The organism is Pseudomonas sp. 8 R 14, from assembly GCF_900005955.1.
In the GTDB taxonomy this organism is placed as follows: Bacteria; Pseudomonadota; Gammaproteobacteria; order Pseudomonadales; family Pseudomonadaceae; genus Aquipseudomonas; species Aquipseudomonas marginalis.
This window is the reverse complement of the sequence record NZ_CVTH01000062.1, coordinates 48,699-73,392: the sequence shown is the minus strand read 5'-3', so window position 1 is coordinate 73,392 and position 24,694 is coordinate 48,699. Positions and strand designations below refer to the sequence as shown.

Below are 24,694 nucleotides of genomic sequence, written 5' to 3'. Positions count from 1 at the left end.
CATCCTGCTTTTTTATTGTTATGCAACCTGATGCTTACCCTAGTCCTGTGGCGGGTGGTTGTTGAAGAAGTATTCAGCACAATGATTGAAGGCCATGCACAAAACCCAATGTGGGAGGGGGGGCAAGCCTCCTCCCACATTTTGACTCCGCTTCGATCCGGGATCAGCGTACGCCTTCAGCCCTCAACGCCGCCGGGGTGTAGTCCGCTGCCTTGGCCGCAAAGCCGAACACGAAGCTGCTCTTCTCCTCGTTCTTCATGCCCAGTGCGATGTAGCGCCCGGCAATGATGTCGTACAGGGTCTCGACGGTGTAGGCCGGCACCTGGTGGTCGTAGTAGAACTGCGCATGGCCTTCGGCGACGCGCCACAGTTGGCCACGACCGTCGTAGTGATCCACCAGCGCGACTTGCCAGCTGTCTTCGTCGATGTACATGTGGCGCTTGGCGTAGATGTGCCGCTCGCTCGGCTTGACCGTGCCGACCACTTCCCACACGCGGTGCAGTTCGTAACGGGTCAGGTCCTGGTTGATGTGACCGGCCTTGATGATGTCGTCGTATTTGAGCGACGGCGAATCGAGCTTGTAGCTGTTGTAGGGGATGTACATCTCTTTCTTGCCCACCAGCTTCCAGTCATAGCGGTCAGGGGCGCCGGAGAACATGTCGAAATTGTCGGTGGTGCGCAGGCCGTCGGACGCGGTGCCCGGGCCGTCATAGGACACTTGCGGCGCGCGGCGCACGCGGCGCTGGCCGGCGTTGTAGATCCAGGCCAGGCGCGGCTCCTTCACCTGGTCGAGGGTCTCGTGCACCAGCAGCACGTTACCCGCCAGGCGTGCCGGGGCGGTCACCGATTGCTTGAAATAGCTCAGCACGTTGGCCGCCTTGGCCTGGTCGATATCGGGAATCGCCTGGGGCACCGCCACTTCCTCCTCGAAGCGGATCGGCGTGTAGCTGCCATTGGTCTGCGGGGTGGCCTGGGTGATGATGCGGCGCAGGTTGCCACCGTGGTAGCGGGTGATGTGGTTCCACAGCACTTCCACGCCATTCTTGGGAATCGGGAACGCGTAGTAACGGTTACCGGTGAAGTTTTCCAGGCCGTTGCCGTCGTTGATCGTCTTGACGTTCAGCGCGCTGCGCTTGATCGACTCGTAGATGTCCGGTGGCAGGTTGACCGTACGGTGGCTCGGGTACACCGGGATCTTGTAGGTCTCGGGGTAGCGCTTGAACATCGCCACCTGGCCGTCGGAGAGTTTGTCCTTGTACTTGTCCACCGTGGCGGCGGTGATCACGAACAGCGGTTTTTCATTGGCGAACGGATCGGCGAGGAAGCCCTTGCTGTCCACCGCGCCGGCGTTTTTCGGGATACCGCCGGTCCACGCCGGGATCGAGCCATCGGCGTTGCCGGCTTTTTCGGCGCCGACCGGTGTCAGGGTGGTGCCCAGCTTGGCCGCCTCTTCCGGCGACACCGCCGCCATCACGTGGGAAGCCAACAGGCTGAGGGCCAATACTGCAATTGTCTTACGCATGGATTCTTGTCCTTCTTTAAGCCAAATCAGAAGTTCACGCCGAAGCTGAGGGCGAGGAAGTCGCGGTCGGTCAGGGTGTTGTAGTCGCCGCCAAAGAAGTCGGTGTAGCTGAGGCTGGCGGTGTAGGTGCTGCGATAGTCCGCATCCACGCCGACGCTGAGGGCCTTGGCGCCTTTATTGAAGATCCCGTTGGGCCCGTAGCCGGCCACGTCATGGGACCAGGACAGGTTGGGCTTGAGGTTCACCCCGAAGAGCGCGTTGTTGTAGTCGAGGATCGCCCGCGCGCGGTAGCCCCAGGAGGTGGAGGTGACAAAACCGTCGGTGTCACCCTGGAAACCGTAGGCGCCATAGACCGAATCACGGCCGTAACGCAGTTTGGATTTGTCCTCCAGGCCCGCCACGTGCACGACGGCCGCCTCGCCTACCAGGGTCAGGCGTTCGGCGCCGAGGACCTGGTCGAAGAACTGGGTCATGGTGCTTTGGATCTGAGTGATTTCCTTGCGGCGGTAGCCCTTGTTGTCGTCACCGAAGTTGCTGCGGATGGGTGAAGCGAGTTGGCCGGCGATCGGATTGATCAAAGCCAATGTCAAGTCGGTGGTGTTCAACTGCACCGGGGCATTGGGCCGGTAGCTGATTTCCCCGGTCCACGCGGTGCCGGTGGGCAAGGTGGTGGAGAAGCTCGCGCCGAACAGGCGAATGTCTTCCGGGTAGTCGAGATAGTACTGGCCACGGCCGAGCATGGTGCTCTGGGCCAGGGCCGAACCGAAGCCCGCCGGAGCAGCCGCCGCGATACCACCGATGGTCGCCAGATTGGTGTTGGCGGTAATCGTGCCCACAGTCGGCGTACGGCTGTGGTAGTTCATGAAATACAGGCCGTACTCCGTGTCATCGCCCAGCCAGCGCAAGGCTGCACCGAATTGGCCGGAGTCCCGTGCATCGCGATCACCGGCACGCTGCACCACCACACCTTCGCGGGTCACCACAAAGCCTTGGCCGCGAGCCGCTGCGATCGGTTGGAGCGGGGCAATCGCCGGACTACCCACCGTGTAGTTGCCGGTGCAGCCATCCGCCGCCACGTCATTGCCAAAGAAGGTGCCGCAGTTATCCAGCACCGTCTGGTCCCACTCCAGCTGGTAGAAGCCTTCCACGGTCAGTTGGTTGGTCAGGCTCTGGGACGCGAACAGCATGTTGACCGGGATCAGCCCTTCCTTGATCTCGGCACCGGGCCGACGGAACGCCGACACGTCAATCGGGTTGATGCTGTTGATGGAGTTGCCGATGAAAGTACTTTCGCCCCAACTGACCACCTGCTTGCCGGCGCGCACGGTGCCCGGCAGGTCGCCCAGGGAGTAGTTGTGGTAGACGAACGCATCGAGGATCTGCGCACCGCTGGACTTGGCGCCTTCCTTGCGGTTGTGGTCGCTGATCTGCTTGAACTCGCGGTCTTCGTCCTTGAGTTCGAAGTCGTACCAGTATTTGCCGCGCACGAACACACCGGTATCGCCGTATTTCAGCTCCAGGTCATGCAGGCCTTTGAAGATCTTGGAGAAGGTCTCGCCCTTCTTGAAGTTGAGACGCCCGTCATCCCCCGTGGAAGCCTGGCCCGTGCCGCCATTGACGGTGCCCACGAGCTTTTTATCGGCATCGCGCATGCCCCAGCTCGAGCCGACCGACAGCGAGGAGTCGAATTGCCCTTCGATCTCGCCAATGTTGAAGGAAACAGCCTGTGCCTGGGCACAGCAACCCAACGCAACCGCAGCGGCCAGCGCCTGTGGCGTGAAGATGGCGCGCATTGTTGTTTTTGTCATGCGTCTTCCCCGGTGAGTGACAGAAGGCCTCACCCTACTGCCGCGCATCAGGAGCGATAAGCGCACCAAGGAGGGATTCGCTCTATCGCTCGAAAGGATGACAAGCCGCTCTGGCCGGGGTGTGGGCGGGCCCATGGATTGGGTGGATGGCGGGTTATCAGGGGAATGGATGGCTCGCCCTCAAACTGTTGCGCTTTCAGTAACAGTCCTTGTCATGAATCGGGATTACTCATTTTGTAACAACCGACTATTCTTGCCTCGCTTTCAGGGCAAACAGCCCGTTTCCCCATCGGGAAGAACAGCCAGACTCGAATGGATTGATGCCTGTTTTCAATCTGTTACCCGTGTTCACTGACGTTGATTTGTCGCTCCTTGATCCAACGTCTGACTTCAGCCGCTGCGTTTGCAGCGGCTTTTTTTTGCCTGAAATAAAACGGGGCGCCATCAGCGCCCCGTGGGATTCAAGCTTTTTCAAGCAACGATCACAGGCTGTACTTCTGCAAGTTCGCCATCATCTCCTTCAACGCTTCGATGTTGTCGTTGGGGTGGGCTGCGCCTTCAAAGTCGCAGATCTGCGCCCAATGCGCCGCCACATCATCGGGGGAGAACCCGGCTTCAGGGTCGAAGCCCACGCCCAGGCTGCGCTCCCAGCGGGTCTTGCCGATCCAGCCGCCACCGACCTCGAACAGCCCGGACGTTTCCTGGCACGCTTCGCTGCCCAGGTACACCACCAGCGGGCTGACCAGTTCCGGCTTGAGGCGCTCGAACACTTGCGGCGGGATCAGGCCTTCGGTCATGCGCGTACCGCCGGTAGGGGCAATCGCATTGACCAGGATGTTGTTCTTGCGCCCTTCCAGGGCCAGGGTGCGGGTCAGGCCGTACAGCCCGAGCTTGGCCATGCCGTAGTTGGACTGGCCGAAATTGCCGTAGATGCCCGAGGTAGACGCAGTGAAGATCACCCGGCCGTAGCCTTGCTCACGCAGGTAAGGCCAGGCGGCGCGGGTGACTTTGTAGGCACCTTCGACATGCACGCGGTAAACCAGGTCCCAGTCGGCGTCGTCCATTTTGTGGAAGGTTTTGTCACGCAGGATGCCGGCGTTGTTGACCACTACGTCGATGCGACCGAAAACGTCGAGGGCGTTCTGGACGATCTTGTCACCGTCGGTGACAGAGTCATGGTTGGCCTCGGCGACACCGCCCGCAGCACGAATCTCGGCCACCACTCGGTCGGCGGCGGACGCATTGGCGCCCTCGCCCTGGGTAGAGCCGCCGAGGTCGTTGACCAGGACCTTGGCCCCGTGCCTGGCGAACAGCAGCGCATGGGCCCGGCCCAATCCGCCGCCGGCACCGGTGACGATCACGACCTTATCCTGGAACTGCACTGACTCACTCATACCGAACTCCGCTGGCGACAATGGGAATGGTTCGAGTGTCCGGCAACGCGCCTGCGGTCACAATAAATACGGCGGAGGCTGAATGGTGCTCGATAAGGCTGGGGGATGATGACTCGTCTCTCAGTAGGAGCGAGCTTGCTCGCGAAAAATCCCAGAGCGCCGCGTGGTGTCAGGACTCCCGCGTTATCGTTGACGATTTTCGCGAGCAAGCTCGCTCCTACAGAAAAGGATTCGGGATCAGGAATAGGCCACTTGCGAGGCCGGCTGCCGGAGCCGATCACGAAAGGCCTGGTAGTGCCTGAGCACCTGCACCGGCGCCTCGATCTGCGGGTAGTGGCCGATATTGGCCAGCAACACCGTGTCGGCGTCGGGCACCAGTTGCTGGTAACGCCCGACCATATGCGCGCCGGAGATCGGGTCCACTTCGCCGTCGATCACCCGCAACGGCACTTCGCCGCGCTGCATGGCGGCGACCCAGCGATCACGCAGGCGACGGCGCTGGGGGACGTAGGCGATCAGTTTGTGCAGGATCCGCGTGCCGTCGTTGACGTTGATCAGGCTCCAGAAATCATCCAGGGCACTTTCACTGGGGCGGGTGTCGGGGCCGAATATCTGGCTGAAGTTGTCCGCCAGGGCATTGCGCCCGAAGGCGCGGCCGATCATCCAGCCCAGGGGGCTGAGCAAGAGTTTTTGCACCAGCGCCAGGCGATGGGTTTCGGGGAACAACCCGCCATTGAGGAACACACAGCTGGCCATCTCAAACCGGCCTTCGTAGTGCCGGGCCAGGAGTTCCTGGGCGACGCTATCACCGTAGTCGTGGGCCAACACATGCACCGGCTGTTCCACTCGCAAGTGTTCGAGCAGGGCCTGTTGCAAGTCCGCCTGTTCCAGCAGGCAGTAATCGTGGTCCAGCGGCTTGGCCGAGTCACCGAAGCCGAGCATGTCGCAGGCGATCACCAAGTGCCGCTGGGCCAGGGGCTGCCACAGGTAATGCCAGTCCCAGCTGGCCGTGGGGAAGCCATGGATCAGCAGCAGCGGTTCGCCCTGCCCGGCCACCCAATAGCGAAGGGTACGGCCGCGAAAGACGAAATCCTGGCCACGCTTGCGCCAGACTCTGAGCGGGATTTCGGCGAGTGGCATCAGCGGTTATACCCCGGGTCTTGCAGGTCCAATTTGCGCAGCAAGGCCGGCCAGGCCAGCGCGCCGCCCATGCCTTGGGCGCTCTTTGTGACAGCCGCCACCATCGCCTTGGCACCGGCAAGAATCTGCGGCCCGATGGCGATCAATTCGGCGCCGCCGCTCTGCGCCAGCACCTGAATATCGCAGGCACGCTGGAAGGTGAACATCATCAGAAAGGTGTCGGCAATGGTACTGCCGCAGGTCAGCAGGCCATGGTTGTGCAGCATCAGGAAATTGCTATCCCCGAGGTCGGCCTGCAAGCGGGCTTTTTCTTCATGGTTCAAGGCCACGCCTTCGTAGGCGTGATAGGCCAGGCTCGACAGCACGAATAGCGATTGCTGGCTGATGGGCAACACGCCCTGCTTCTGCGCAGCGACGGCCACCCCCGCGGCCGTGTGGGTGTGCAGCACGCACGTCACATCATGGCGAACTTCATGGATGGCACTGTGAATGGTGTAGCCCGCCGGATTGATGTCGTAGGGGCTGTCCATCAGTTTGTTGCCGGCCTGATCGACCTTGACCAGGCTGGACGCGGTGATCTCGTGGAACATCAGCCCATACGGGTTGATCAGGAAATCATCGGTGCCCGGTACCTTGGCCGAGATATGGGTGAAGATCAGGTCATCCCAGCCATGCAGCGCCACCAGGCGATAGCAGGCCGCCAGGTCGACGCGGGTCTGCCATTCGGCAGCGCTGACCTGGTCTTTGACATTCTGCGGCGATAGAACGGGGGCTAGGCTCACGGCGATGACCTCCTTGGCGCACTGTCTTATTGTTGTTTTTTTGTGTGATGGGCCAGTCTAGTCAGACCTCATGGCCGCCGGAGTTGCCTTGGCAGCCAGCTTGATGACCGAGCGGGTCAGTTCAGAGAATAGTTGAGGTTTGTTTAAAACGCGTCAGAGAAGTGCCGCCAGAAAAGGCACGGCAAACAGGTTGAGCAACCCCGTCAACACCATCACCAGGCCGGCGACCGAGCCCTCTTCGCCGCCCACTTCATGGGCGCGGCTGACACCCGCACCGTGGGCGCCCACGCCAAACAACGCGCCACGTGCCAGGGGTGTCCGCAGCGGCAGCCATTTGAGTAATACACCACCGAGCATGGCGCCGAACACACCGGTGAACATCACGAACACCGCCGTCAGCTCCGGCACGCCGCCCAGGTCGGAAGACACCGGCATGGCGAACGGTGTGGTGATCGAGCGCGGCACCAGCGACAGCGTCACCGCACCGTCCAGCGCCAGTGCCTTCGCCAGGCCGAACGAAGTCGCGATCGACGCCACACTGCCCGCCACCATACCCAGCAGCAACGCCGGCCAGTGCCGCGCCAGCAAGCGGCGCTGCTGCCAGATCGGCACGGCAAACGCCACGGTCACCGGGCCCAGCACCAGCATCAGCCAGTGGGTGTCGGTGGCGTATTCGGCATAGGCGGTGTGCATCGGCACGGCCACCGCCAACAACAATGCCGGCACCAGGATCAGCGGCGACAGCAGGTAGCGCCCGGTACGCCGGTAGAGCCAGCGGCTGAATACGTAGGCGCTCAGGGTCAAGGCGAGCCAGAACACCGGCATCAGTTCAAGCTTCATGGCGCAACCTCCAGCGGCACACGGCTTCCACCGTAAATGCCGTGACCAGCATCACCGCCAGCGTGCTCAAGCCGATCACCAACAGGATGCGCCAGCCATCGTTGCGCAGCAGGCCGCCGTAATCGAGCAGGCTCATCAGGGCCGGGATGAAGAACAGCAGCATCTCGGCCATCAACACCCCGGCGCCCAATTGCAGTGCCGCCGGCTTGACCAGGCCGCTGGCGAACGTTGCCAGCAACAGGCCCAAGCCCACCACGCCACCGGGAATGGGCCAGGCCAGCCAGGTCGCCAACTGGGTGCCCAGCAGATAAATCGCGAGCAGCACAACCAATTCAGTCAGCAAACGGCCAAGGTGTTTGAAGGAAAAACGTTTCATGGGCTTTGGGTCCTCGCAGGCGCCCATTTTAGAGCGCGGCCTTCCATCCCCACAGCGAATTGTTAGACTGCCAACCATTCCAAACTGGAATCAGGCCGATGGAATTCAAACAGCTGCGCAGCTTTGTCGAAGTGATCCACCGAGGGGGCTTTACCCAGGCAGGGAAAACCCTGCATATCAGCCAGTCCGCCGTCAGCAAGCAAGTCGCGCAATTGGAGCAAAGCCTTGGCACGCCGCTGCTCGATCGTATCGGCTCGCAGATCCGCCTGACCGCCGCCGGCCAGGTCGTGCTGCAACGCGCCGAAGCCATGTTGCGCCTGCAAGCCGAACTGCTGAGCGAGCTGGACGATATGCAGCAGCTCACCCGCGGCGAGTTGCGCCTGGGCCTGCCGCTGCTGGCGGGTGACACGCTGTTCGCCGGGTTGTTTGCCGAGTACCGCCGGCGCTACCCGAACGTCATCATCCAGTTGCTGGAGGGTGGCAGCCGCAATATCGAACAGGCCATCCTGAGCGGTGAGCTGGAAGTGGGCGGCAGCTTGAAACCCAATGACCCGGCGTTTGCCTGGCAAGCCTTTTGCGATGAACCCCTGGACGCACTGCTGCCGATTGACCATCCCCTGGCGGACAACGCCCAGGTGCGCCTTGAGGAATTGGCGGACACGCCGTTCCTGATGTACCAGCGCAGCTTTGTGCTTAACGACCGCCTGATGCAGGCGTGTCAGCAGTTGGGTTTTACCCCGAAGGAAATCGGCCGCAGCGGCCAGGCGGACTTCCTCGCAGCCTTGGTGGCCGCCGGCCAAGGCGTGGTGCTGCTGCCCAGCGTGGTCGCCCGTGGGCTGGTGCGACCTGGGGTGGTGCGCCTGACGTTGAAGGCGCCCGACTACCTGCGCTGGGACATTGCCTTTATCTGGCGTGAGGGCGCCTACCTGTCGAAAGCCGCCCAGGCCTGGCTGGCGTTGTTACGCGAGTTTCCGGTCAAGCGCGCAGTGCAGTGACCAGCTCGGCCAGCCATGGCTCGGCGTCGGCTTCCGGGGTGACGCTTTCGCTGGCGTCCAGGCGCAGCATCGGCAGCACTTCACGCACACCCAACTCGCCGAACAGCTCGCGCATTTGCTCGCCACCGCCACAGAAGGTGTCGCCGTAGCTGGCATCGCCCAGGCCGATCACTGCGCCGGGCAGGCCGCGCCAAGCGGCGGGCAGTTGGTCGCGAATGGTTGAATACAGGGGTTGCAGGTTGTCGGGCAATTCGCCCATGCCGGTGGTGGAGGTCACCGCCAGAAAGGCTTGCGGACTGAAGGCTATTACATCCGCCAAGGTCGCACGGGGATTGTGCCAGGCCTCAAAGCCGGCCTTGTTGAGGAGGTCGGCGGCGTGGCGCGCGACTTCTTCAGCCGTGCCGTACACCGAGCCGGAAAGGATGGCGACTTTCATCAATCTGATCCTGTAGTTGAGCGAAAGCCTGGGATATTAGCAGCTGGCGCAAATATTTCGGCGCCCGCCGTGCAAGATTCAAGGCATGTCTTAAACTGCCCACTCCAATCACAAGCCATGGACCGCTCAATGATTAACGCCAAGCTGATGCAAATGGTGATCAACGCTTCCAACGACGGCATCGTCGTCGCTGAAAGAGAAGGCAAGGACAAGCCGCTGATCTACGTGAACCCTGCATTCGAACGGCTGACCGGCTACACCCTCGACGAAATCCTCTACCAGGATTGCCGCTTCCTGCAATCCGGCGACCGCGACCAGCCGGCCCTGATGGCCATCCGTGACGCGTTGGAGAACGGCGGTGCCTGCCGGGAAACCCTGCGTAATTACCGCAAGGACGGCAGCCACTTCTGGAACGAACTGTCCCTTTCAACGGTTTACAACGCCGCGGACAAGCAGACGTATTTCGTCGGTGTACAAAAGGACGTCACGCTCCAGGTCAAGGCCCAGCAGCGTGTCGCGCAGCTGGAAAGTGAACTGGCCGAGGTCAAGGCCGAGCTGGCAGCGCTCAAAGCGACAAGCGGATTAAACAAAATTTAGAAACTGCGGCCATAACAGCGGATAATGGCACTTTAACACCCCTCCATTGAGCAAGCACGATGCAACGCAATGCGCTTCTGACCCAGGATGAGCTGGATTTCATTCAGAGCATGCAGCACAACCCGCAACTCAACCTGCGGGATGCTTCGTCGAGCCTGACCGTCAACGGCGGTGCACAGATTCGCGACTTGCTCACCCGCCTGGCCGCCCACGACCACCTCACCATCCAGGCGCAGTTCGACAACCAGCAACTGACCTTCCCCCTGCATCTGGTAGAGGATGAGTTCAATGCGGTGCATCTGCGTTTGGGCGTGCCGAGTATTTTCGAAGACGGGCCAATGATACGCCCGTGGCGCCTGGCGCTTGAAACGCCGGTGGCGCTGGAGAATATCCGTGGCGCTGCTGGCGCCCTGCGGGTGCATGAAGTGTCATTCAAGGGTGTGCTGGTGGAGATTCGCGGCCGGATCAAGCCGCCAAAAACCTTTTCCCTGTGGTTCAGCCCGTCGGGCTACGAACGCATCGCGCTGCGCGGCGCATTCGAGCGGGAAACGGCGCGGGGTTTGTTTGCCTACCGCTTGAGCCAAAGCGACGTGGATGAAACCGAGCGTCTGCGTCAGTTCATCCTGCACCAGCACCGCCTGGTCCACCCGCACATGCATGCCTGAAATCAGGTATCCAGCCCGCCGCTGAGAAACTGTTGCAAGCGCCGCCGCATCAAGCGACCTTCATTGCCCAGGCAGCCGATGGACGTGCCGGCCAGGCCGTCCTCGGCAAGATCCGACGCCGCACCTGCAAGCAGCAGCGGGCAATCCAGGGTCAACGCCAAGCGGTTCAAGCGCCCCGCAAGATCATGGTTATGCGAGTAATTGGAGAAGAGGATCAGCGCCTGTGGGTGAGTCTTCTCGCAGACCAGCGTCAACTCGTCAAACGGCTGTCCCATGCCCAGCACTTTCACGGCCAGGTCATCCCGGCTCATCAAGAGCGCCGCCACCAGCAACTCCAACTTGCGGCACTCACCCGCCATGGCCGCCAGCAATACCCGCGGCACGGGTGAAGCACACGCCAGTTGCAGGCGCTCCAAGGCACGTACTCGCAGGAAGTTGTCGAAGAACAACCACTCGCTGGCCTGGCCAAAACGCCCCTGATGACGCAACAGCTCATTCCACAGGGGCATCAGAATGTCGTGGAACACCACGTCGAGTGGGTAGGTCGCCAGGACCTGCCCATACACACGCTCCAGTTGACGGTCGTCGAAGTCGCTGACGGCCTGCATCAACCGCGTCTGCCACTGCGGCCATTCACTTTCCTCGACCGCATCGCGCTGCGCACGAATGGCTTCGGCCTGCTGATCGTCGCGAGCGAGGATCTTGCCCACTTTGCTCACGGCGACGCCGCGCTCGATCCAATCGAGAATACGATGGACTGTCTGTATATCGGCCTTGGAATAGAGGCGATGCCCACTTTCGGTGCGCGTGGGCTGTATCAGCCCATAACGGCGCTCCCAGGCACGCAGGGTGACCGGGTTGACGCCTGTCAATCTCGAGACTTCACGGATCGGAAACAGCTCATCGGAATCAGTGGAATCCAGATGCGAAACACTTTCAAGCGGAGCAGTAATCACGGGCATTTTTGACCAAAAAACCAACGTTAACTGGGCGCTCATTTAACCCCTTTACACCTGTCTTTTTCAAGTTTCCCGCTTTTCGGACCAATGTCGCTGGTGTATTCGGGTAAAACAGGAATAATCCTTGCCTGCTTTTTACACGTCGCTGCAACACCCCGCAGCTTCGTCTGTGCGCCACCTACACGGTCCAGTGCACCCGTACATTTGGAGATACACAATGTCTACCTCTCCCGTCACCTTGATGGTTGCGCGCCGCGTGGCCAAAGGGCGCTATAAAGAACTGATGGCCTGGCTGCGCGAAGGCGAGCAATTGGCCACCGACTTCCCCGGTTACCTGGGCTCCGGCGTGCTGGCCCCACCGCCCAATGACGATGAATTCCAGATCATTTTCCGCTTCGCCGATGAGAAGACCCTGCACGCCTGGGAGTTTTCCGCCTCACGCAGTGCGTGGTTGAGCCGTGGCAGCGATTTGTTCGCCGACCCGTCCGAGCACCGTGTACGGGGCATCGATGGCTGGTTTGGCGCAGCGGGTGCGCGTCCGCCACGCTGGAAGCAGGCGGTGGCGATCTGGCTGGCGTTTTTCCCGGTGTCGCTGCTGTTCAACTTCGTCCTGGGGCCGCTGCTCAGTGAATTCGAACTGGGGCCACGTGTGCTGGTCAGCACAATGGCACTCACGCCCTTGATGGTGTACTGGTTCATTCCGCTGTCGACCCACCTGCTGGCGAACTGGCTGCACCCAGCGCCAGCCCCGCGCAAGGCCTCCGAAGCGGCGGCGTGAGTACAGGGGCGGCCCGTCGCTGGTATGATTTGCGCCTGCCAGCGACGCGAGCCTCCCATGACTGCAACGAACGCCCCGATCCTGATCACCGGCGCCGGCCAGCGTGTCGGCCTGCATTGCGCCGAGCGCCTGCTGGACGAAGGCCAGCCGGTGATTTTCAGCTACCGCAGCGAACGCCCCGGCGTGCAGGCCCTGCGTGAGCGTGGCGCAGTCGGCGTGTTTGCCGACTTCTCCACCGAAGCCGGAATTCTCGCGTTTATCGCTGAACTGAACAGCCAAACCCAAAGCCTGCGTGCGATCATCCACAACGCTTCGGCCTGGGTCGCAGAGGCGCCGGGCGACGAAAGCCGTGCCTTTACCGACATGTTCAGCGTGCACATGCTTGCGCCGTACCTGATCAACCTGCATTGTTCACCCTTGCTGCAACGCTCGACACCTGCCGACATCGTGCATATCAGCGATGACGTGGTGCGCAAGGGCAGCCGCCAGCACATCGCCTACTGCGCCACCAAGGCCGGGCTCGAGAGCCTCACGCTGTCGTTCGCCACGCAGTTTGCGCCGCTGATCAAGGTCAACGGCATCGCCCCGGCGATGGTGATGTTCAACGAAGGCGACGACGCGGCCTATCGCACCAAGGTGCTGGCCAAGTCGGCCCTGGGCATCGAGCCTGGTCCCGAGGTGATCTACCAGAGTGTGCGTTACCTGCTGGACAACCCCTATGTCACCGGTACCACCCTGACCGTCAACGGCGGGCGGCATATCAAGTAAGCCGTTTGTGAGGATGTTGTATGACCTTATCTCTGCCCCACCATTACCGCGAGATCCTCAAGGGCCTGGGCGAAGACCCGGAACGCGAAGGCTTGCTCGACACCCCCAAGCGTGCCGCCAAGGCCATGCAGTACCTGTGTCATGGCTATGAACAGAACCTCGAGGAAATCGTCAATGGCGCACTGTTCGCCTCCGACAACGACGAGATGGTGATCCTCAAGGACATCGAGCTGTATTCGCTGTGCGAGCATCACCTGCTGCCCTTTATCGGCAAGGCCCACGTGGCCTATATTCCGACCGGCAAGGTGCTGGGCCTGTCGAAGCTGGCGCGTATCGTCGACATGTTCGCCCGGCGCCTGCAGATCCAGGAAAACCTCACCCGGCAAATCGCCGACGCCATCCAGGACGTGACCCAGGCCGCCGGTGTGGCCGTGGTGATCGAAGCCAAGCACATGTGCATGATGATGCGCGGCGTGGAAAAACAGAATTCAACCATGAACACCTCGGTGATGCTCGGCGCGTTCCGCGAGTCGAACACCACGCGCATGGAGTTCCTGCAACTGATTGGACGGAGCAAGTAGCAATGCCACAACTTCAACCAGGCATGGCGCGCATCCGGGTCAAGGACCTGTGCCTGCGCACCTTCATCGGTATCAATGAGGACGAAATCCTCAACAAGCAGGATGTGCTGATCAACCTGACCATCCTGTATGCCGCCCAGGAAGCCGTGCGCGACAACGACATCGACCACGCGCTGAACTACCGCACCATCACCAAGGCCATCATCGCCCACGTGGAAGGCAACCGCTTTGCCTTGCTGGAGCGCCTGACCCAGGAACTGCTGGACCTGGTGATGAGCAACGAATCGGTGCTGTACGCCGAAGTCGAAGTGGACAAGCCCCATGCGCTGCGCTTTGCCGAGTCGGTGTCGATTACCCTGGCGGCCAGCCGCTAACCCCTGAATTGTCAGTGAGCCCTATGAACGATCAACAACGCCTCGAACTCGAAGCCGCCGCCTTCCGCCGGCTGGTGGCGCATCTGGACAGCCGCAAGGATGTGCAGAACATCGACCTGATGAACCTCGCCGGTTTCTGCCGTAACTGCCTGTCCAAGTGGTACAAGGCCGAGGCCGACGAGCGCCAGATCGAGCTGAGCCTCGATGACGCCCGTGAAGTGGTGTACGGCATGCCGTACGCCGAGTGGAAAGCCCAATACCAGCAAGAAGCCAGCGCCGAACAACAGGCGGCGTTCGCCAAAGGAAAGACCCATGACTGATTTGAACACCCTGCGCGCCAGCCTCGACAGCGGCGCACACGTTTTTGCCGACACCCTGGCGTTTGTCGCTGCCGGTTACGATTACCAGCCGCAGGCCTTCACCAACGGCGATGTGGAAAACGCTGCCGGGCAGAACGAAGGTTCGTGCAAGACCTTGGGCCTGGCGCTGCTGGAAGGCTTGAGCGACCAGGAAGCGCTGCTGGCGTTTGGCGAGCATTACCGCTCGGTGGTGGCCACGCCTGAGGGCAGTGACCATGGCAATATCCGCGCGTTGATTGCCCATGGGTTGGCAGGTGTGAAATTCGCCGCCCAGCCACTGACCCGCAAATCCTGAGTCAGATGCAAATGTGAGAGAGGGCTTGTCCCTCCCAGATTTAAATTGCACCCATAAAAAAACCGGCCTCGCAGCCGGTTTTTTTATTTCAACAATTTAGAACGCAGCGTCCTTCAAACCGTCGAGGTAACGCTCGGCGTCCAGGGCCGCCATGCAACCGGCGCCGGCCGAGGTGATGGCCTGGCGGTAGACGTGGTCGGCCACGTCGCCGGCAGCGAAGATGCCTTCGATGTTGGTCGCGGTGGCGTTGCCTTCACGACCGCCTTGCACCACCAGGTAACCGTCTTTGGCTTCCAGCACGCCTTCGAACAACGATGTGTTCGGGGTGTGGCCGATGGCGATGAACACGCCGTCGACTTTCAGCTCGTCGAAGCTGCCGTCGTTGTTTTTCAGGCGAGCACCGGTCACACCCATGTTGTCGCCCAGGACTTCATCCAGGGTGGCGTTGAGCTTGAGGATGATCTTGCCTTCGGCGACACGGGCGTGCAGCTTGTCGATCAGGATCTTCTCGGCGCGGAACGTCTCGCGACGGTGAACCAGGGTCACGGTGCTGGCGATGTTGGCCAGGTACAGCGCCTCTTCCACGGCCGTGTTGCCGCCACCGACCACGGCGACCGGCTTGTTGCGGTAGAAGAACCCGTCACAGGTGGCGCAAGCGGAAACGCCCTTGCCCATGAACGCTTCTTCCGATGGCAAGCCCAGGTAACGAGCGCTGGCGCCAGTGGCGATGATCAGTGCGTCGCAGGTGTAGACGCCGCTGTCGCCGGTCAGGCTGTAAGGTTTTTTCGAGAAGTCGACCTTGTTGATGTGATCAAACACGATCTCGGTTTCAAAGCGCTCGGCGTGTTCTTTCATACGTTCCATCAGCACCGGACCGGTCAGGCCGTGGACATCGCCCGGCCAGTTGTCGACTTCAGTGGTGGTGGTCAACTGACCGCCCGCCTGCATGCCGGTGATCAGCAGCGGCTTGAGGTTGGCCCGGGCAGCGTAGACGGCAGCGCTGTAACCGGCAGGGCCGGAACCGAGAATAATCACTCGCGAATGACGGGTATCAGACATGACTCACTCCTATCGACCGCCCGGACTACAAGACGGCTGGAATAAAAAAGGGACCACGAAGCACTTGGGGAAGGCTTTAACTCGCAGGCCCTGAAAAATAATGGGTGCAGCGTATCGAGGGGGGCAAGATTAAGGAAATACGGAATAACAATCCAGCTCATAGGCGGTCTCTATGCAGTTAGGCCGATTAATCGACGCCTTTGTTACCGTTGATGTCGTCACACCGACCACGCTTTCGCCTTGAAGGCAAAGCCGGTAAGGTCGGCGCGTTCGTCATCCTGCTCGGAGTTCTCCATGCCCGCCCCTGTTCTTTCCGGCCCGCAATACCTGCGTGAAGGCCTCAAACTGGTGCTGAGCCCCGGCCTGCGCCTGTTTGTGTTGCTGCCGCTGGCGATCAACCTGATGCTGTTCGTCGGCTTGATCTACTTTGCCGGCCATCAGTTCAGCCTGTGGGTCGACCACTTGATGCCGACCCTGCCCGGCTGGCTGAGCTTTCTGAATTACCTGCTATGGCCGCTGTTTGTGGTGCTGGTGGTGCTGATGGTGTTTTTCACCTTCACCATGCTCGCCAATATCATCGCGGCACCGTTCAACGGCTTTCTTTCCGAGAAAGTCGAAGTGGTGGTACGGGGTACCGATGACTTCCCGGCCTTCAGCTGGGGCGAACTGATTGAAATGGTTCCGCGTACCCTGGCCCGGGAAATGCGCAAGCTGAGCTACTTCCTGCCACGGGCCATCGGCCTGTTTATCCTGTCGTTCATTCCGGTGGTCAACCTGATCGCCGCGCCACTGTGGTTGCTGTTCGGCGTGTGGATGATGGCGATCCAATACATCGACTACCCGGCCGATAACCACAAGCTGGGCTGGAACGAAATGCTCGCCTGGCTGCGCCAGAAGCGCTGGCAGAGCATGAGCTTCGGCGGCATCGTCTACCTGGTGCTGCTGGTGCCGGTGGTCAACCTGTTGATGATGCCGGCGGCAGTGGCCGGGGCGACGTTGTTCTGGGTGCGCGAACAGGGCGCCGAGGCCATGGCGACGCCTAAAGTGGCCAAGTCATAAATCCATCATCTGCATGACACAATGGCGACATGGCCCACGGCGACACTGTGGGTCATGACGACAGCTTCGCTCCACATCACTCTCATCACCGAAACCTTCCCGCCAGAGATCAACGGGGTGGCCAATACCCTTGGCCGCCTGTGCGAAGGTTTGCGCGCGCGTGGCCATCAAGTCGAACTGGTTCGCCCGCGCCAGGGCGCCGATGCAAGCCGGCCCAGCGATGATGGCTTGCTGCTCTGCCGTGGCTGGCCGCTGCCGGGTTACCCAGGCCTGCAATGGGGCCAGTCGTCGATGCACAAGTTGCTGCGCCGCTGGACACGCCAGCGCCCCGACGTGCTCTACATCGCCACCGAGGGCCCGCTGGGGCTGTCGGCGCTGCGGGCGGCGCGGCGCCTGGGAATCAGCGTGGTCAGCGGTTTTCACACCAATTTCCAGCAGTACTCCAACCAGTACGGCCTAAGCCTGTTAAGCCGCATGGTTACGCACTACCTGCGTTGGTTTCATAACCGTTCGACCTTGACCCTGGTGCCCAGCGCCAGCCAACGCCTGGAACTGGAGCGCCGGCATTTCGAGCGACTGGGGATGCTGGCGCGCGGGGTGGACAGCCAATTATTCCACCCGGCCAAGCGTGACAACGCACTACGGGAAAGCTGGGGCCTGGAAAACGACGATATTGCCGTACTGCACGTGGGGCGCCTGGCCCAGGAGAAAAACCTCGGGCTGCTCAAGCGCTGCTTTGACGCGCTGCAGGCAACTTATCCACAGCGTCGGCTGAAACTGATCATCGTCGGCGATGGCCCGCAACGCCCGATGCTCGAGCGCGACCTGCCCGACGCGGTGTTCTGTGGCACCCAGCGCGGCGAAGAACTGGCGCGGCATTACGCATCCGGGGATGTGTTCCTGTTCCCCAGCCTGACCGAAACCTTCGGCAATGTGGTGCTCGAGGCCATGGCCTCCGGGCTGGGTGTGGTGGCGTACGACCAGGCGGCGGCGACCCAGCATATCCGCCATGGTTACAACGGTGTGCTGGCCATGCCGGGTGATGAGGACGCGTTTTGCGATGCGGCCAGATGGTTGCTGGAAGACAGCGAACATTTGCGCAGGGCCCGCCTCAATGCACGCCAACATGCGAGCCGCCAGGGCTGGCCGGCGATTATCGAGCAGTTCGAGAACCAGTTACGCGATGTGTGCGCAGAACATTTGGCAGCTCCAACACTGCCTGACATTCGTTGAACCCTCTACGAATGACGTAGGCCAATTCCCGGTCCTGCCTGCCTACCCCTTGAATATTGGTTTCAACGGTAGGAATCCCTGCTTGGGACTGCCTGAATCGGCACGCCACAACAGGATATTTCCGGAACGTCGAACGAATTATCACCACTGATATGACACCTGCCGTAAGAGGGGGTGTGTCCCTGTGAAACACACTCGAACGAGGCAGGTCATTCATGCTGAAAAACTAATAGAGAGCACTATGTCGACACTGATAAATGGATCAATGGCGCTGAGATTCCAACCATTCAACCCCTCCGCATGGGCATCCCCATCCGGAAGCGGTCAAAACCACCAGAACCACGCAAACACTGGCTGGAACCGCCCGCAACCTTCGCGCCCGCAAAACAACTGGCAAACGGCGCAGAATGACTGGCAACGCCCATCGCACAACCATGACAACCGCCCGCAGTCCACACGCCCGCAAAACGCCTGGCGGCCGGCGCAGAACGACTGGCAACGCCCACCGCACAACCATGACAACCGCCCACAGTCCACACACTCGCAAAACGCCTGGCAGCCGGCGCAGAACGACTGGCAACGCCCGCAGCCCACTGACCGCCTTCCACTACCTGGGGGTACGCGCCCAAACCAGGAGCAATGTTCCGTCAGGCCACCTCAATGGGCACGTTCCGACCAGACGGACAGCACTTCTAGCTTTAATCCATATGGACCAAGGACAAGGCAATAAGCATTGAGGCGAATGATGGCCTGAACACAAGCGGAAGGCCGGGTATTCAATACCCAGCCTTTCGCCTGAAACAGCTAAACCCTCACGCTCAGCCGTCGATAGTGAACGCAGGCCTGGGCTCCCCCCTACACCAGGGTCGTCAACGCCTCGCGACTGAACGGCAGAATGTCGCCTTCACGACCTTCACGCACCTTCACGGCCCAATCCGGATCCACCAGCAGCGCACGGCCAACAGCGACCAGGTCGAACTCGTCGTTGTTCAAGCGCTCCAGCAGCTTTTCCAGACTGGCCGGTTGGGCAACCTTGTCGGTGTTGACCATGAACTGCAGGAATTCGCCATCCAGGCCGACACTGCCCACGGTGATCGTCGGTTTGCCCGTGAGTTGGCGGGTCCAGCCGGCGAGGTTGAGGTCGGAACCTTCGAACTCCGGCTCCCAGAAACGACGGGTGGAGCAGTGGAAAATATCCACACCGGCATCAGACAACGGCTTGAGGAATTCACCCAAGGCCTCGGGGGTTTGCACCAGGCGTGCGGTGTAGTCCTGCTGCTTCCACTGGGAGAAACGCAAGATGATCGGGAAGTCCGGGCCGACGGCGGCGCGGGTGGCCTGGATCAACTCGATGGCAAAGCGCGAACGGTTGGCCAGGCTGCCGCCGTATTCGTCGGTGCGCTGGTTGCTGCCTTCCCAGAAGAACTGGTCGACCAGATAGCCGTGGGCGCCATGGATTTCCACGCCGTCCATGCCGATGCCCTGGGCATCCTTGGCGGCTTGGGCGAACGCGGCAATGACATCCTTGATGTCCTGGGTGGTCATGCCGTGGACGACCACGTTGCCATCCTTGAGTTTTTCCATCGGGCCGTAGGCCGGCACACTGGCGTCAGGCTCGGTACCGATGCGGCGCACACTGCCCACGTGCCAGAGCTGCGGGACAATCTTGCCACCTTCGGCGTGCACGGCATCGACGACCTTCTTCCAGCCGGCCAGCGCCGCCTCGCCGTAGAAATGCGGGACATTCGGGTAGCCATTGGAGGCTGGGTGACCAACCACGGTGCCTTCGGTAATGATCAGGCCCACGCCGGCAGCGGCACGGCGGCGGTAGTACTCGATGACCTTGGAATCAGGCACGCCACCTGGGGAAAACGAACGGGTCATCGGCGCCATGACCACACGGGTCGACAGCTGCAGTGCACCGAGCTGGAACGGTTTGAACAAGGCTTGGACAGGCATGGGAGCACTCCGCGGAAGACGAGGTTTATGATGCGGATAATATGAGGAGTGCAGCGTGCCGAATAGCACTATTGATTTGGGTGATTAAGGGGTATGAAAGCAGCGGCCAGCTGCAAGCTTAAAGCTGCAAGAGCCGCGCATGTGCTTCTACTTGCAGCTTCAAGCTTACAACTTGAAGCTGCACCGACAGGTGCTCAATTCAGGGCTTTTTCGATAGCCTGCACGACCGTTGGATCATCCGGTGCGGTGCGCGGCGAGAAACGCGCGAGGACCCGGCCATCCTTGCCCAGCAGGAATTTCTCGAAATTCCAGGTGATATCCCCTGGAAACTCGGCGCCCTCGCCCGCCAGCAAACGGTACAGCTGGTGACGCTCAGGGCCGTTCACATCGAGCTTGCTGCCCAGGGGGAAGGTCACGCCGTAGTTCAGGCTACAGAACTCGCGGATTTCTTCCTCGGTACCCGGTTCCTGGCCTGCAAACTGGTTGCACGGCAGGCCAAGCACGGTAAATCCCTGGTCCTTGTACTGCTGATAAAGGTTTTCCAGCGCAGCGTATTGCGGGGTCAGGCCACACTTGGAGGCTACGTTGACCACCAGCACAACGTGCCCCTTGAAGGGCGCCAGCGGCAGCTCTTGTCCGTCCAAAGCTTTGAGTTTCAGGTCGTGGAAAGCACTCATGACGAACTCCAGATTTCCCATGTTCTTAGCAAAGCAGCGCTTCGAGATTACAACCCGCAAGCCTGCAATCATAGACGCCGATTGCAAAACTTGCCTGCGGATTACTGAGCGGTCGGCCACGGCAGAATAGGAATCGCCGTCACCGCGTTCTGCGGGCTGCCTTCGATCAAGCGGTCACTGTAGACCAGGTACACCAGGGTATTGCGCTTCTTGTCGAGGAAACGCACCACCTGCATGGTCTTGAACACCAGCGAGGTGCGCTCCTTGAACACTTCGTCGCCGTCCTTGAGCTCGCCCTTGAAGCGAATCGGGCCGACCTGACGGCAGGCGATCGAGGCTTCGGCACGGTCTTCGGCCAAGCCCAGGCCACCTTTCACGCCGCCGGTCTTGGCGCGTGACAAATAGCAGGTCACGCCGTCGACCTTGGGGTCATCGAACGCTTCGACCACAATCCGGTCGTTGGGGCCGACGAACTTGAACACCGTCGACACCTGGCCAACTTCTTCGGCCGAAGCCAGCAGCGGCAGGGCCAGCAGCAGGCCGAGCAATCCCTTCATCACGCGCATCGTGTATTCCCTTTGTTTAGACCAGGATCAGGTTATCGCGGTGAACCAGTTCCGGTTCCGCCATGTAACCCAAGAGTCCGACAATCGCGTCAGACGATTGTCCAATGATTTTCTGCGCTTCCAGGGCGCTGTAGTTGGCCAGGCCACGGGCGATCTCACGACCGTCGGGCGCCACGCACACCACCATCTCGCCACGGCGGAAGCTGCCCTGCACCAACTTGACGCCCACCGGCAGCAGGCTCTTGTGGCCCTGAGACAACGCCGACACCGCACCATCGTCGAGCACCAGGGTGCCGCGGGTTTGCAGGTGCCCGGCCAGCCATTGCTTGCGCGCCGCCAGCATGCCGCGTTCGGGCGACAGCAACGTACCGATGCGCTCACCCGCCTTGAGGCGATCCAGCACACGCTCCAGGCGCCCACCGACGATGATGGTGTGGGCCCCGGAACGTGCTGCCAGGCGTGCTGCGCGCAACTTGGTCTGCATGCCGCCACGCCCCAGGGCGCCGCCGACGCTGCCGGCCACGGCGTCGAGCGCCGGGTCATCGGCGCGCGCTTCGTAGATCAGTTGGGCATCGGGGTTGTGGCGCGGGTCGGCGTCGAACATGCCGTCGCGGTCGGTGAGGATCACCAGCAGGTCGGCCTCCACCAGGTTGGCCACCAGCGCGGCCAGGGTGTCGTTATCACCGAAACGGATCTCGTCGGTGACCACGGTGTCGTTCTCGTTGATCACCGGGATGACCTTAAGCTCCACCAACGCACGCAAGGTGCTGCGGGCGTTGAGGTAACGCTTGCGGTCGGACAGGTCATCGTGGGTCAGCAGGATCTGCGCCGTGTGGCGGCCATGCTCGGCAAAGCTGGATTCCCAGGCTTGCACCAGGCCCATCTGGCCGATGGCGGCGGCGGCTTGCAGTTCGTGCATCGCGCTGGGTCGCGCGGTCCAGCCGAGGCGGCTCATCCCGGCGGCAACCGCCCCGGACGACACCAGCACCAACTCGACACCCGCCTCATGCAAGGCCACCATCTGCTCGACCCAGACGCTCATGGCTGCACGATCCAGGCCTTTGCCATCTGCCGTCAGCAGCGCACTTCCGATCTTTACGACCCAGCGCTGCGCACCTGTCACTTTGCTCCGCATCATCTTCAACCTTAGATAGAGGGCCGCGCGACCCAGCGCTGGCCATAACGTTATACCCGGATACCAAAACGCCGCTCCAGGGAGCGGCGTTCGAGTTTATCGCAACCTATCAGTCGCGCACGTAAATGATTTCCGGACCGTCTTCATCATCCACGTCTTCTTCGTCCCAATCATCGTCGCCGATATCATGGACCGACTTCACGCCGCTGCGACGCAAGGCACGCTGGTCGTCCAGGGCCTGCAACTGGGCACGGGCCTCGTCTTCGATCTGCTGATCGAGTTCGGCGAGTTCGGCCTTGAATACCGGGTCGGCCGCCAGACGGTCGGCACGGTCTTCCAGGTAGCGCATGATGTCGCGGGTCAGGCGCTCGGTGCCTTCTTTGGCGATCGCCGAGATCACGTAGACCGGACCTGTCCATTCCAGGCGATCGACGATTTCCTTGACGCGCTCCTCGTGCTCTTCCTCGAGGATCTGGTCGCACTTGTTCAGCACCAACCAGCGATCACGCTCGGCCAGGGCCGGGCTGAACTTGGTCAGTTCGCTGACGATCACTTCGGCGGCGTCCGGTGCACTGGTGTCATCCAATGGCGCCATGTCGACGAGGTGCAGCAGCAAACGGGTGCGGGACAAATGCTTGAGGAAGCGAATCCCCAGGCCAGCACCGTCGGAAGCCCCTTCGATCAGGCCGGGAATGTCGGCGATCACGAAGCTTTTCCAGCGGTCGACGCTGACCACGCCCAGGTTTGGCACCAGGGTGGTGAACGGGTAGTCGGCGACTTTCGGCTTGGCGGCCGACACCGAGCGGATGAAGGTACTTTTGCCGGCGTTCGGCAGGCCCAGCAGGCCCACGTCAGCCAGTACTTTCATTTCCAGCTTCAGGTCGCGCTGCTCGCCCGGCTTGCCCGGCGTGGTCTGGCGCGGTGCACGGTTGGTACTGGACTTGAATCGGGTGTTACCCAGACCGTGCCAGCCGCCCTGTACAACCATCAGTTTCTGGCCGGCCTTGGTCAGGTCGCCAATCACTTCCTGGGTCGCGGAGTCGATGATCGTGGTGCCGACCGGTACACGCAGTACCAAATCTTCGCCTTTTTTACCGGTGCAGTCGGTGCTGCCGCCGTTGGAGCCACGCTCGGCATCGAAGTGCCGGGTGTAACGGTAGTCGACCAGGGTGTTGAGGTTTTCGTCGGCCATCATGTAGATGGAACCGCCGTCACCGCCGTCACCGCCGTTAGGGCCACCGTTTTCGATGAATTTTTCGCGACGGAAACTCATGCAACCGTTACCGCCGTCGCCTGCTTTTACTCGGATGGAAACTTCATCAACGAACTTCATAACAAAACGCCTCTCGCCGCATGGACGAGCTTAAGAAACCAAGACATAAGACTCTTGCAAAAATGAGCGCAGGGACCTCAATCAACAGCCGCAAATCCAGCTGCTCGAGCCCATTACAAACAGCTTTGCAAGAGACTCACTCCACAAACGAAAAAGCCCCGTCGCAAGACAGGGCTTTTCCAGCGATCGCGCAATTAAGCGGCGACAACGCTCACGTAACGGCGGTTGAACGCGCCTTTTACTTCAAACTTGATCACGCCTTCGATTTTCGCGAAGAGGGTGTGATCTTTACCCATGCCAACACCGTAACCGGCGTGGAATTGGGTGCCGCGCTGACGCACGATGATGTTGCCCGGAATGATTTTCTGGCCGCCATACATCTTAACGCCAAGGCGTTTGGCTTCTGAGTCGCGACCGTTACGGGTACTACCACCAGCTTTTTTGTGTGCCATGAGTCAATTCTCCTAGTGAGGAATTAGGCTGAAATTAAGCCTGAATACCGGTGATTTTGATCTCGGTGTACCACTGGCGGTGGCCCATACGCTTCATGTGGTGCTTACGACGACGGAACTTGATGATGCGGACTTTATCGTGACGACCTTGGGAGATCACTTCAGCCACAACGGTAGCGCCAGCAACAACTGGAGCGCCGATGTTCACGTCATCGCCATTGGCGACCAACAGAACGCGATCAAAGGTAACGGATTCGCCGGTAGCGATTTCCAGTTTTTCGATCTTCAGGTATTCACCTGGGGCGACCTTGTATTGCTTGCCACCAGTAACAATTACTGCGTACGACATGGTATTTCTCCGATAATCCTGCTCACCCAGCGCTTTATAAGAAGAGGTATTGGCTGGCATGGCTGCATGGGATGGACGTCCCGAATGCAATTGCGTAAGGCAGGTGCTGCCCAGGAAGTTCAGGGTGCGCGATTGTACGCAAGGTAAATGGGTGTTGCAAGTGGCCGTCTATCGCGCCTTGACACTACGGGGTCAGGGTCCTA

The 24,694-nt window shown here is 60.9% G+C and carries 28 protein-coding genes; 11 read left to right on the top strand and 17 right to left on the bottom strand.

What is annotated here, in order from left to right; all coding sequences use genetic code 11:
• Positions 1-163 precede the first annotated feature (163 nt).
• The 7 genes from BFQ01_RS15885 to BFQ01_RS15855 form a co-directional block, all read right to left on the bottom strand.
• A complete protein-coding gene (locus tag BFQ01_RS15885) occupies positions 164-1,522 on the bottom strand; it encodes a DUF1329 domain-containing protein (RefSeq protein ID WP_027607629.1) in 1,359 nt (452 codons plus the stop codon).
• A gap of 26 nt (positions 1,523-1,548) precedes the next feature.
• Positions 1,549-3,330: a DUF1302 domain-containing protein gene (locus tag BFQ01_RS15880; RefSeq protein ID WP_074847597.1), complete on the bottom strand. Its 1,782-nt coding sequence runs from the start codon at positions 3,328-3,330 to the stop codon at positions 1,549-1,551.
• 482 nt (positions 3,331-3,812) lie between these two features.
• Positions 3,813-4,724 carry an SDR family oxidoreductase gene (locus BFQ01_RS15875; RefSeq protein ID WP_065925987.1) on the bottom strand — a complete coding sequence of 304 codons (912 nt, stop codon included), beginning with the start codon at positions 4,722-4,724 and terminating at the stop codon, positions 3,813-3,815.
• Between the two features lie 237 nt (positions 4,725-4,961).
• Positions 4,962-5,864 carry an alpha/beta fold hydrolase gene (locus BFQ01_RS15870; RefSeq protein WP_065925986.1) on the bottom strand — a complete coding sequence of 301 codons (903 nt, stop codon included), beginning with the start codon at positions 5,862-5,864 and terminating at the stop codon, positions 4,962-4,964.
• The gene (locus BFQ01_RS15865; RefSeq protein ID WP_065925985.1) at positions 5,864-6,646 is read right to left on the bottom strand and encodes a class II aldolase/adducin family protein; all 783 of its coding nucleotides are present in this window, start codon (positions 6,644-6,646) and stop codon (positions 5,864-5,866) included. The genes BFQ01_RS15870 and BFQ01_RS15865 overlap by 1 nt, the downstream gene beginning before the upstream one ends.
• Before the next feature lie 153 nt (positions 6,647-6,799).
• Positions 6,800-7,486 (bottom strand): LrgB family protein, encoded by a 687-nt coding sequence (locus BFQ01_RS15860; protein ID WP_065925984.1) that lies wholly within the window; start codon positions 7,484-7,486, stop codon positions 6,800-6,802.
• A complete protein-coding gene (locus BFQ01_RS15855; RefSeq protein WP_065926023.1) occupies positions 7,476-7,862 on the bottom strand; it encodes a CidA/LrgA family protein in 387 nt (128 codons plus the stop codon). The genes BFQ01_RS15860 and BFQ01_RS15855 overlap by 11 nt, the downstream gene beginning before the upstream one ends.
• 98 nt (positions 7,863-7,960) lie before the next feature.
• Between BFQ01_RS15855 and BFQ01_RS15850 the strand changes: the two genes are divergently transcribed.
• Positions 7,961-8,857 (top strand): LysR family transcriptional regulator, encoded by an 897-nt coding sequence (locus tag BFQ01_RS15850; RefSeq protein WP_065925983.1) that lies wholly within the window; start codon positions 7,961-7,963, stop codon positions 8,855-8,857.
• Here the strand turns inward: BFQ01_RS15850 and BFQ01_RS15845 are convergent.
• Entirely contained in the window at positions 8,838-9,293 is a 456-nt protein-coding gene (locus BFQ01_RS15845; RefSeq protein ID WP_065925982.1) for a flavodoxin, read from the bottom strand. The genes BFQ01_RS15850 and BFQ01_RS15845 overlap by 20 nt on opposite strands.
• Before the next feature lie 129 nt (positions 9,294-9,422).
• On the opposite strand from BFQ01_RS15845, the gene BFQ01_RS15840 reads away from it, so the two are divergent.
• Entirely contained in the window at positions 9,423-9,890 is a 468-nt protein-coding gene (locus BFQ01_RS15840; RefSeq protein WP_065925981.1) for a PAS domain-containing protein, read from the top strand.
• Positions 9,891-9,949: 59 nt separating this feature from the next.
• Entirely contained in the window at positions 9,950-10,555 is a 606-nt protein-coding gene (locus tag BFQ01_RS15835; protein WP_065925980.1) for a hypothetical protein, read from the top strand.
• A 2-nt stretch (positions 10,556-10,557) separates the two neighbouring features.
• On the opposite strand, the gene BFQ01_RS15830 is transcribed toward BFQ01_RS15835, so the two are convergent.
• The gene (locus tag BFQ01_RS15830) at positions 10,558-11,517 is read right to left on the bottom strand and encodes a MerR family transcriptional regulator (RefSeq protein ID WP_065925979.1); all 960 of its coding nucleotides are present in this window, start codon (positions 11,515-11,517) and stop codon (positions 10,558-10,560) included.
• Between the two features lie 214 nt (positions 11,518-11,731).
• On the opposite strand from BFQ01_RS15830, the gene BFQ01_RS15825 reads away from it, so the two are divergent.
• Genes BFQ01_RS15825 through BFQ01_RS15800 form a run of 6 tightly spaced genes read left to right on the top strand, consistent with a single transcriptional unit; the run spans position 11,732 to position 14,669 of the window.
• Positions 11,732-12,292, top strand: coding sequence for an antibiotic biosynthesis monooxygenase (locus BFQ01_RS15825; RefSeq protein WP_065925978.1), 561 nt, complete (start codon positions 11,732-11,734; stop codon positions 12,290-12,292).
• A 57-nt stretch (positions 12,293-12,349) separates the two neighbouring features.
• Positions 12,350-13,060, top strand: coding sequence for a dihydromonapterin reductase (gene folM, locus BFQ01_RS15820; protein ID WP_065925977.1), 711 nt, complete (start codon positions 12,350-12,352; stop codon positions 13,058-13,060).
• 20 nt (positions 13,061-13,080) lie between these two features.
• Positions 13,081-13,641: a GTP cyclohydrolase I FolE gene (gene folE, locus BFQ01_RS15815; RefSeq protein ID WP_025858052.1), complete on the top strand. Its 561-nt coding sequence runs from the start codon at positions 13,081-13,083 to the stop codon at positions 13,639-13,641.
• A 2-nt stretch (positions 13,642-13,643) separates the two neighbouring features.
• Positions 13,644-14,015: a dihydroneopterin triphosphate 2'-epimerase gene (gene folX / locus BFQ01_RS15810; protein WP_003194073.1), complete on the top strand. Its 372-nt coding sequence runs from the start codon at positions 13,644-13,646 to the stop codon at positions 14,013-14,015.
• A 23-nt stretch (positions 14,016-14,038) separates the two neighbouring features.
• Complete coding sequence (locus BFQ01_RS15805; protein ID WP_027607644.1) at positions 14,039-14,335, top strand: DUF1244 domain-containing protein; 297 nt, start codon at positions 14,039-14,041, stop codon at positions 14,333-14,335.
• On the top strand, positions 14,328-14,669 hold the full coding sequence (locus tag BFQ01_RS15800) for a HopJ type III effector protein (RefSeq protein WP_065925976.1): 342 nt from the start codon (positions 14,328-14,330) through the stop codon (positions 14,667-14,669). The genes BFQ01_RS15805 and BFQ01_RS15800 overlap by 8 nt, the downstream gene beginning before the upstream one ends.
• A 96-nt stretch (positions 14,670-14,765) precedes the next feature.
• Here BFQ01_RS15800 and trxB read toward each other — a convergent pair whose 3' ends face one another.
• Positions 14,766-15,728, bottom strand: a complete 963-nt coding sequence (gene trxB / locus BFQ01_RS15795; RefSeq protein ID WP_025858049.1) for a thioredoxin-disulfide reductase — start codon at positions 15,726-15,728, stop codon at positions 14,766-14,768.
• Positions 15,729-16,022: 294 nt separating this feature from the next.
• Between trxB and cysZ the strand changes: the two genes are divergently transcribed.
• Positions 16,023-16,787 carry a sulfate transporter CysZ gene (gene cysZ / locus BFQ01_RS15790; protein ID WP_065925975.1) on the top strand — a complete coding sequence of 255 codons (765 nt, stop codon included), beginning with the start codon at positions 16,023-16,025 and terminating at the stop codon, positions 16,785-16,787.
• A 54-nt stretch (positions 16,788-16,841) separates the two neighbouring features.
• Positions 16,842-18,020, top strand: a complete 1,179-nt coding sequence (locus BFQ01_RS15785; RefSeq protein ID WP_065925974.1) for a glycosyltransferase family 4 protein — start codon at positions 16,842-16,844, stop codon at positions 18,018-18,020.
• Between the two features lie 855 nt (positions 18,021-18,875).
• On the opposite strand, the gene BFQ01_RS15780 is transcribed toward BFQ01_RS15785, so the two are convergent.
• The 7 genes from BFQ01_RS15780 to rplU form a co-directional block, all read right to left on the bottom strand.
• Positions 18,876-19,979: an NADH:flavin oxidoreductase gene (locus BFQ01_RS15780; protein ID WP_065925973.1), complete on the bottom strand. Its 1,104-nt coding sequence runs from the start codon at positions 19,977-19,979 to the stop codon at positions 18,876-18,878.
• A 194-nt stretch (positions 19,980-20,173) separates the two neighbouring features.
• Positions 20,174-20,656: a glutathione peroxidase gene (locus tag BFQ01_RS15775; protein ID WP_065925972.1), complete on the bottom strand. Its 483-nt coding sequence runs from the start codon at positions 20,654-20,656 to the stop codon at positions 20,174-20,176.
• A 101-nt stretch (positions 20,657-20,757) separates the two neighbouring features.
• On the bottom strand, positions 20,758-21,222 hold the full coding sequence (locus BFQ01_RS15770) for a CreA family protein (RefSeq protein WP_027607650.1): 465 nt from the start codon (positions 21,220-21,222) through the stop codon (positions 20,758-20,760).
• Between the two features lie 16 nt (positions 21,223-21,238).
• Entirely contained in the window at positions 21,239-22,357 is a 1,119-nt protein-coding gene (gene proB / locus BFQ01_RS15765; protein ID WP_065925971.1) for a glutamate 5-kinase, read from the bottom strand.
• Positions 22,358-22,466: 109 nt separating this feature from the next.
• Positions 22,467-23,690 (bottom strand): Obg family GTPase CgtA, encoded by a 1,224-nt coding sequence (gene cgtA, locus BFQ01_RS15760; RefSeq protein WP_015885843.1) that lies wholly within the window; start codon positions 23,688-23,690, stop codon positions 22,467-22,469.
• A 194-nt stretch (positions 23,691-23,884) separates the two neighbouring features.
• Positions 23,885-24,142 (bottom strand): 50S ribosomal protein L27, encoded by a 258-nt coding sequence (rpmA, locus tag BFQ01_RS15755; protein ID WP_003176049.1) that lies wholly within the window; start codon positions 24,140-24,142, stop codon positions 23,885-23,887.
• A 34-nt stretch (positions 24,143-24,176) separates the two neighbouring features.
• Positions 24,177-24,491 (bottom strand): 50S ribosomal protein L21, encoded by a 315-nt coding sequence (gene rplU, locus BFQ01_RS15750; RefSeq protein WP_003176051.1) that lies wholly within the window; start codon positions 24,489-24,491, stop codon positions 24,177-24,179.
• Positions 24,492-24,694: the final 203 nt, after the last annotated feature.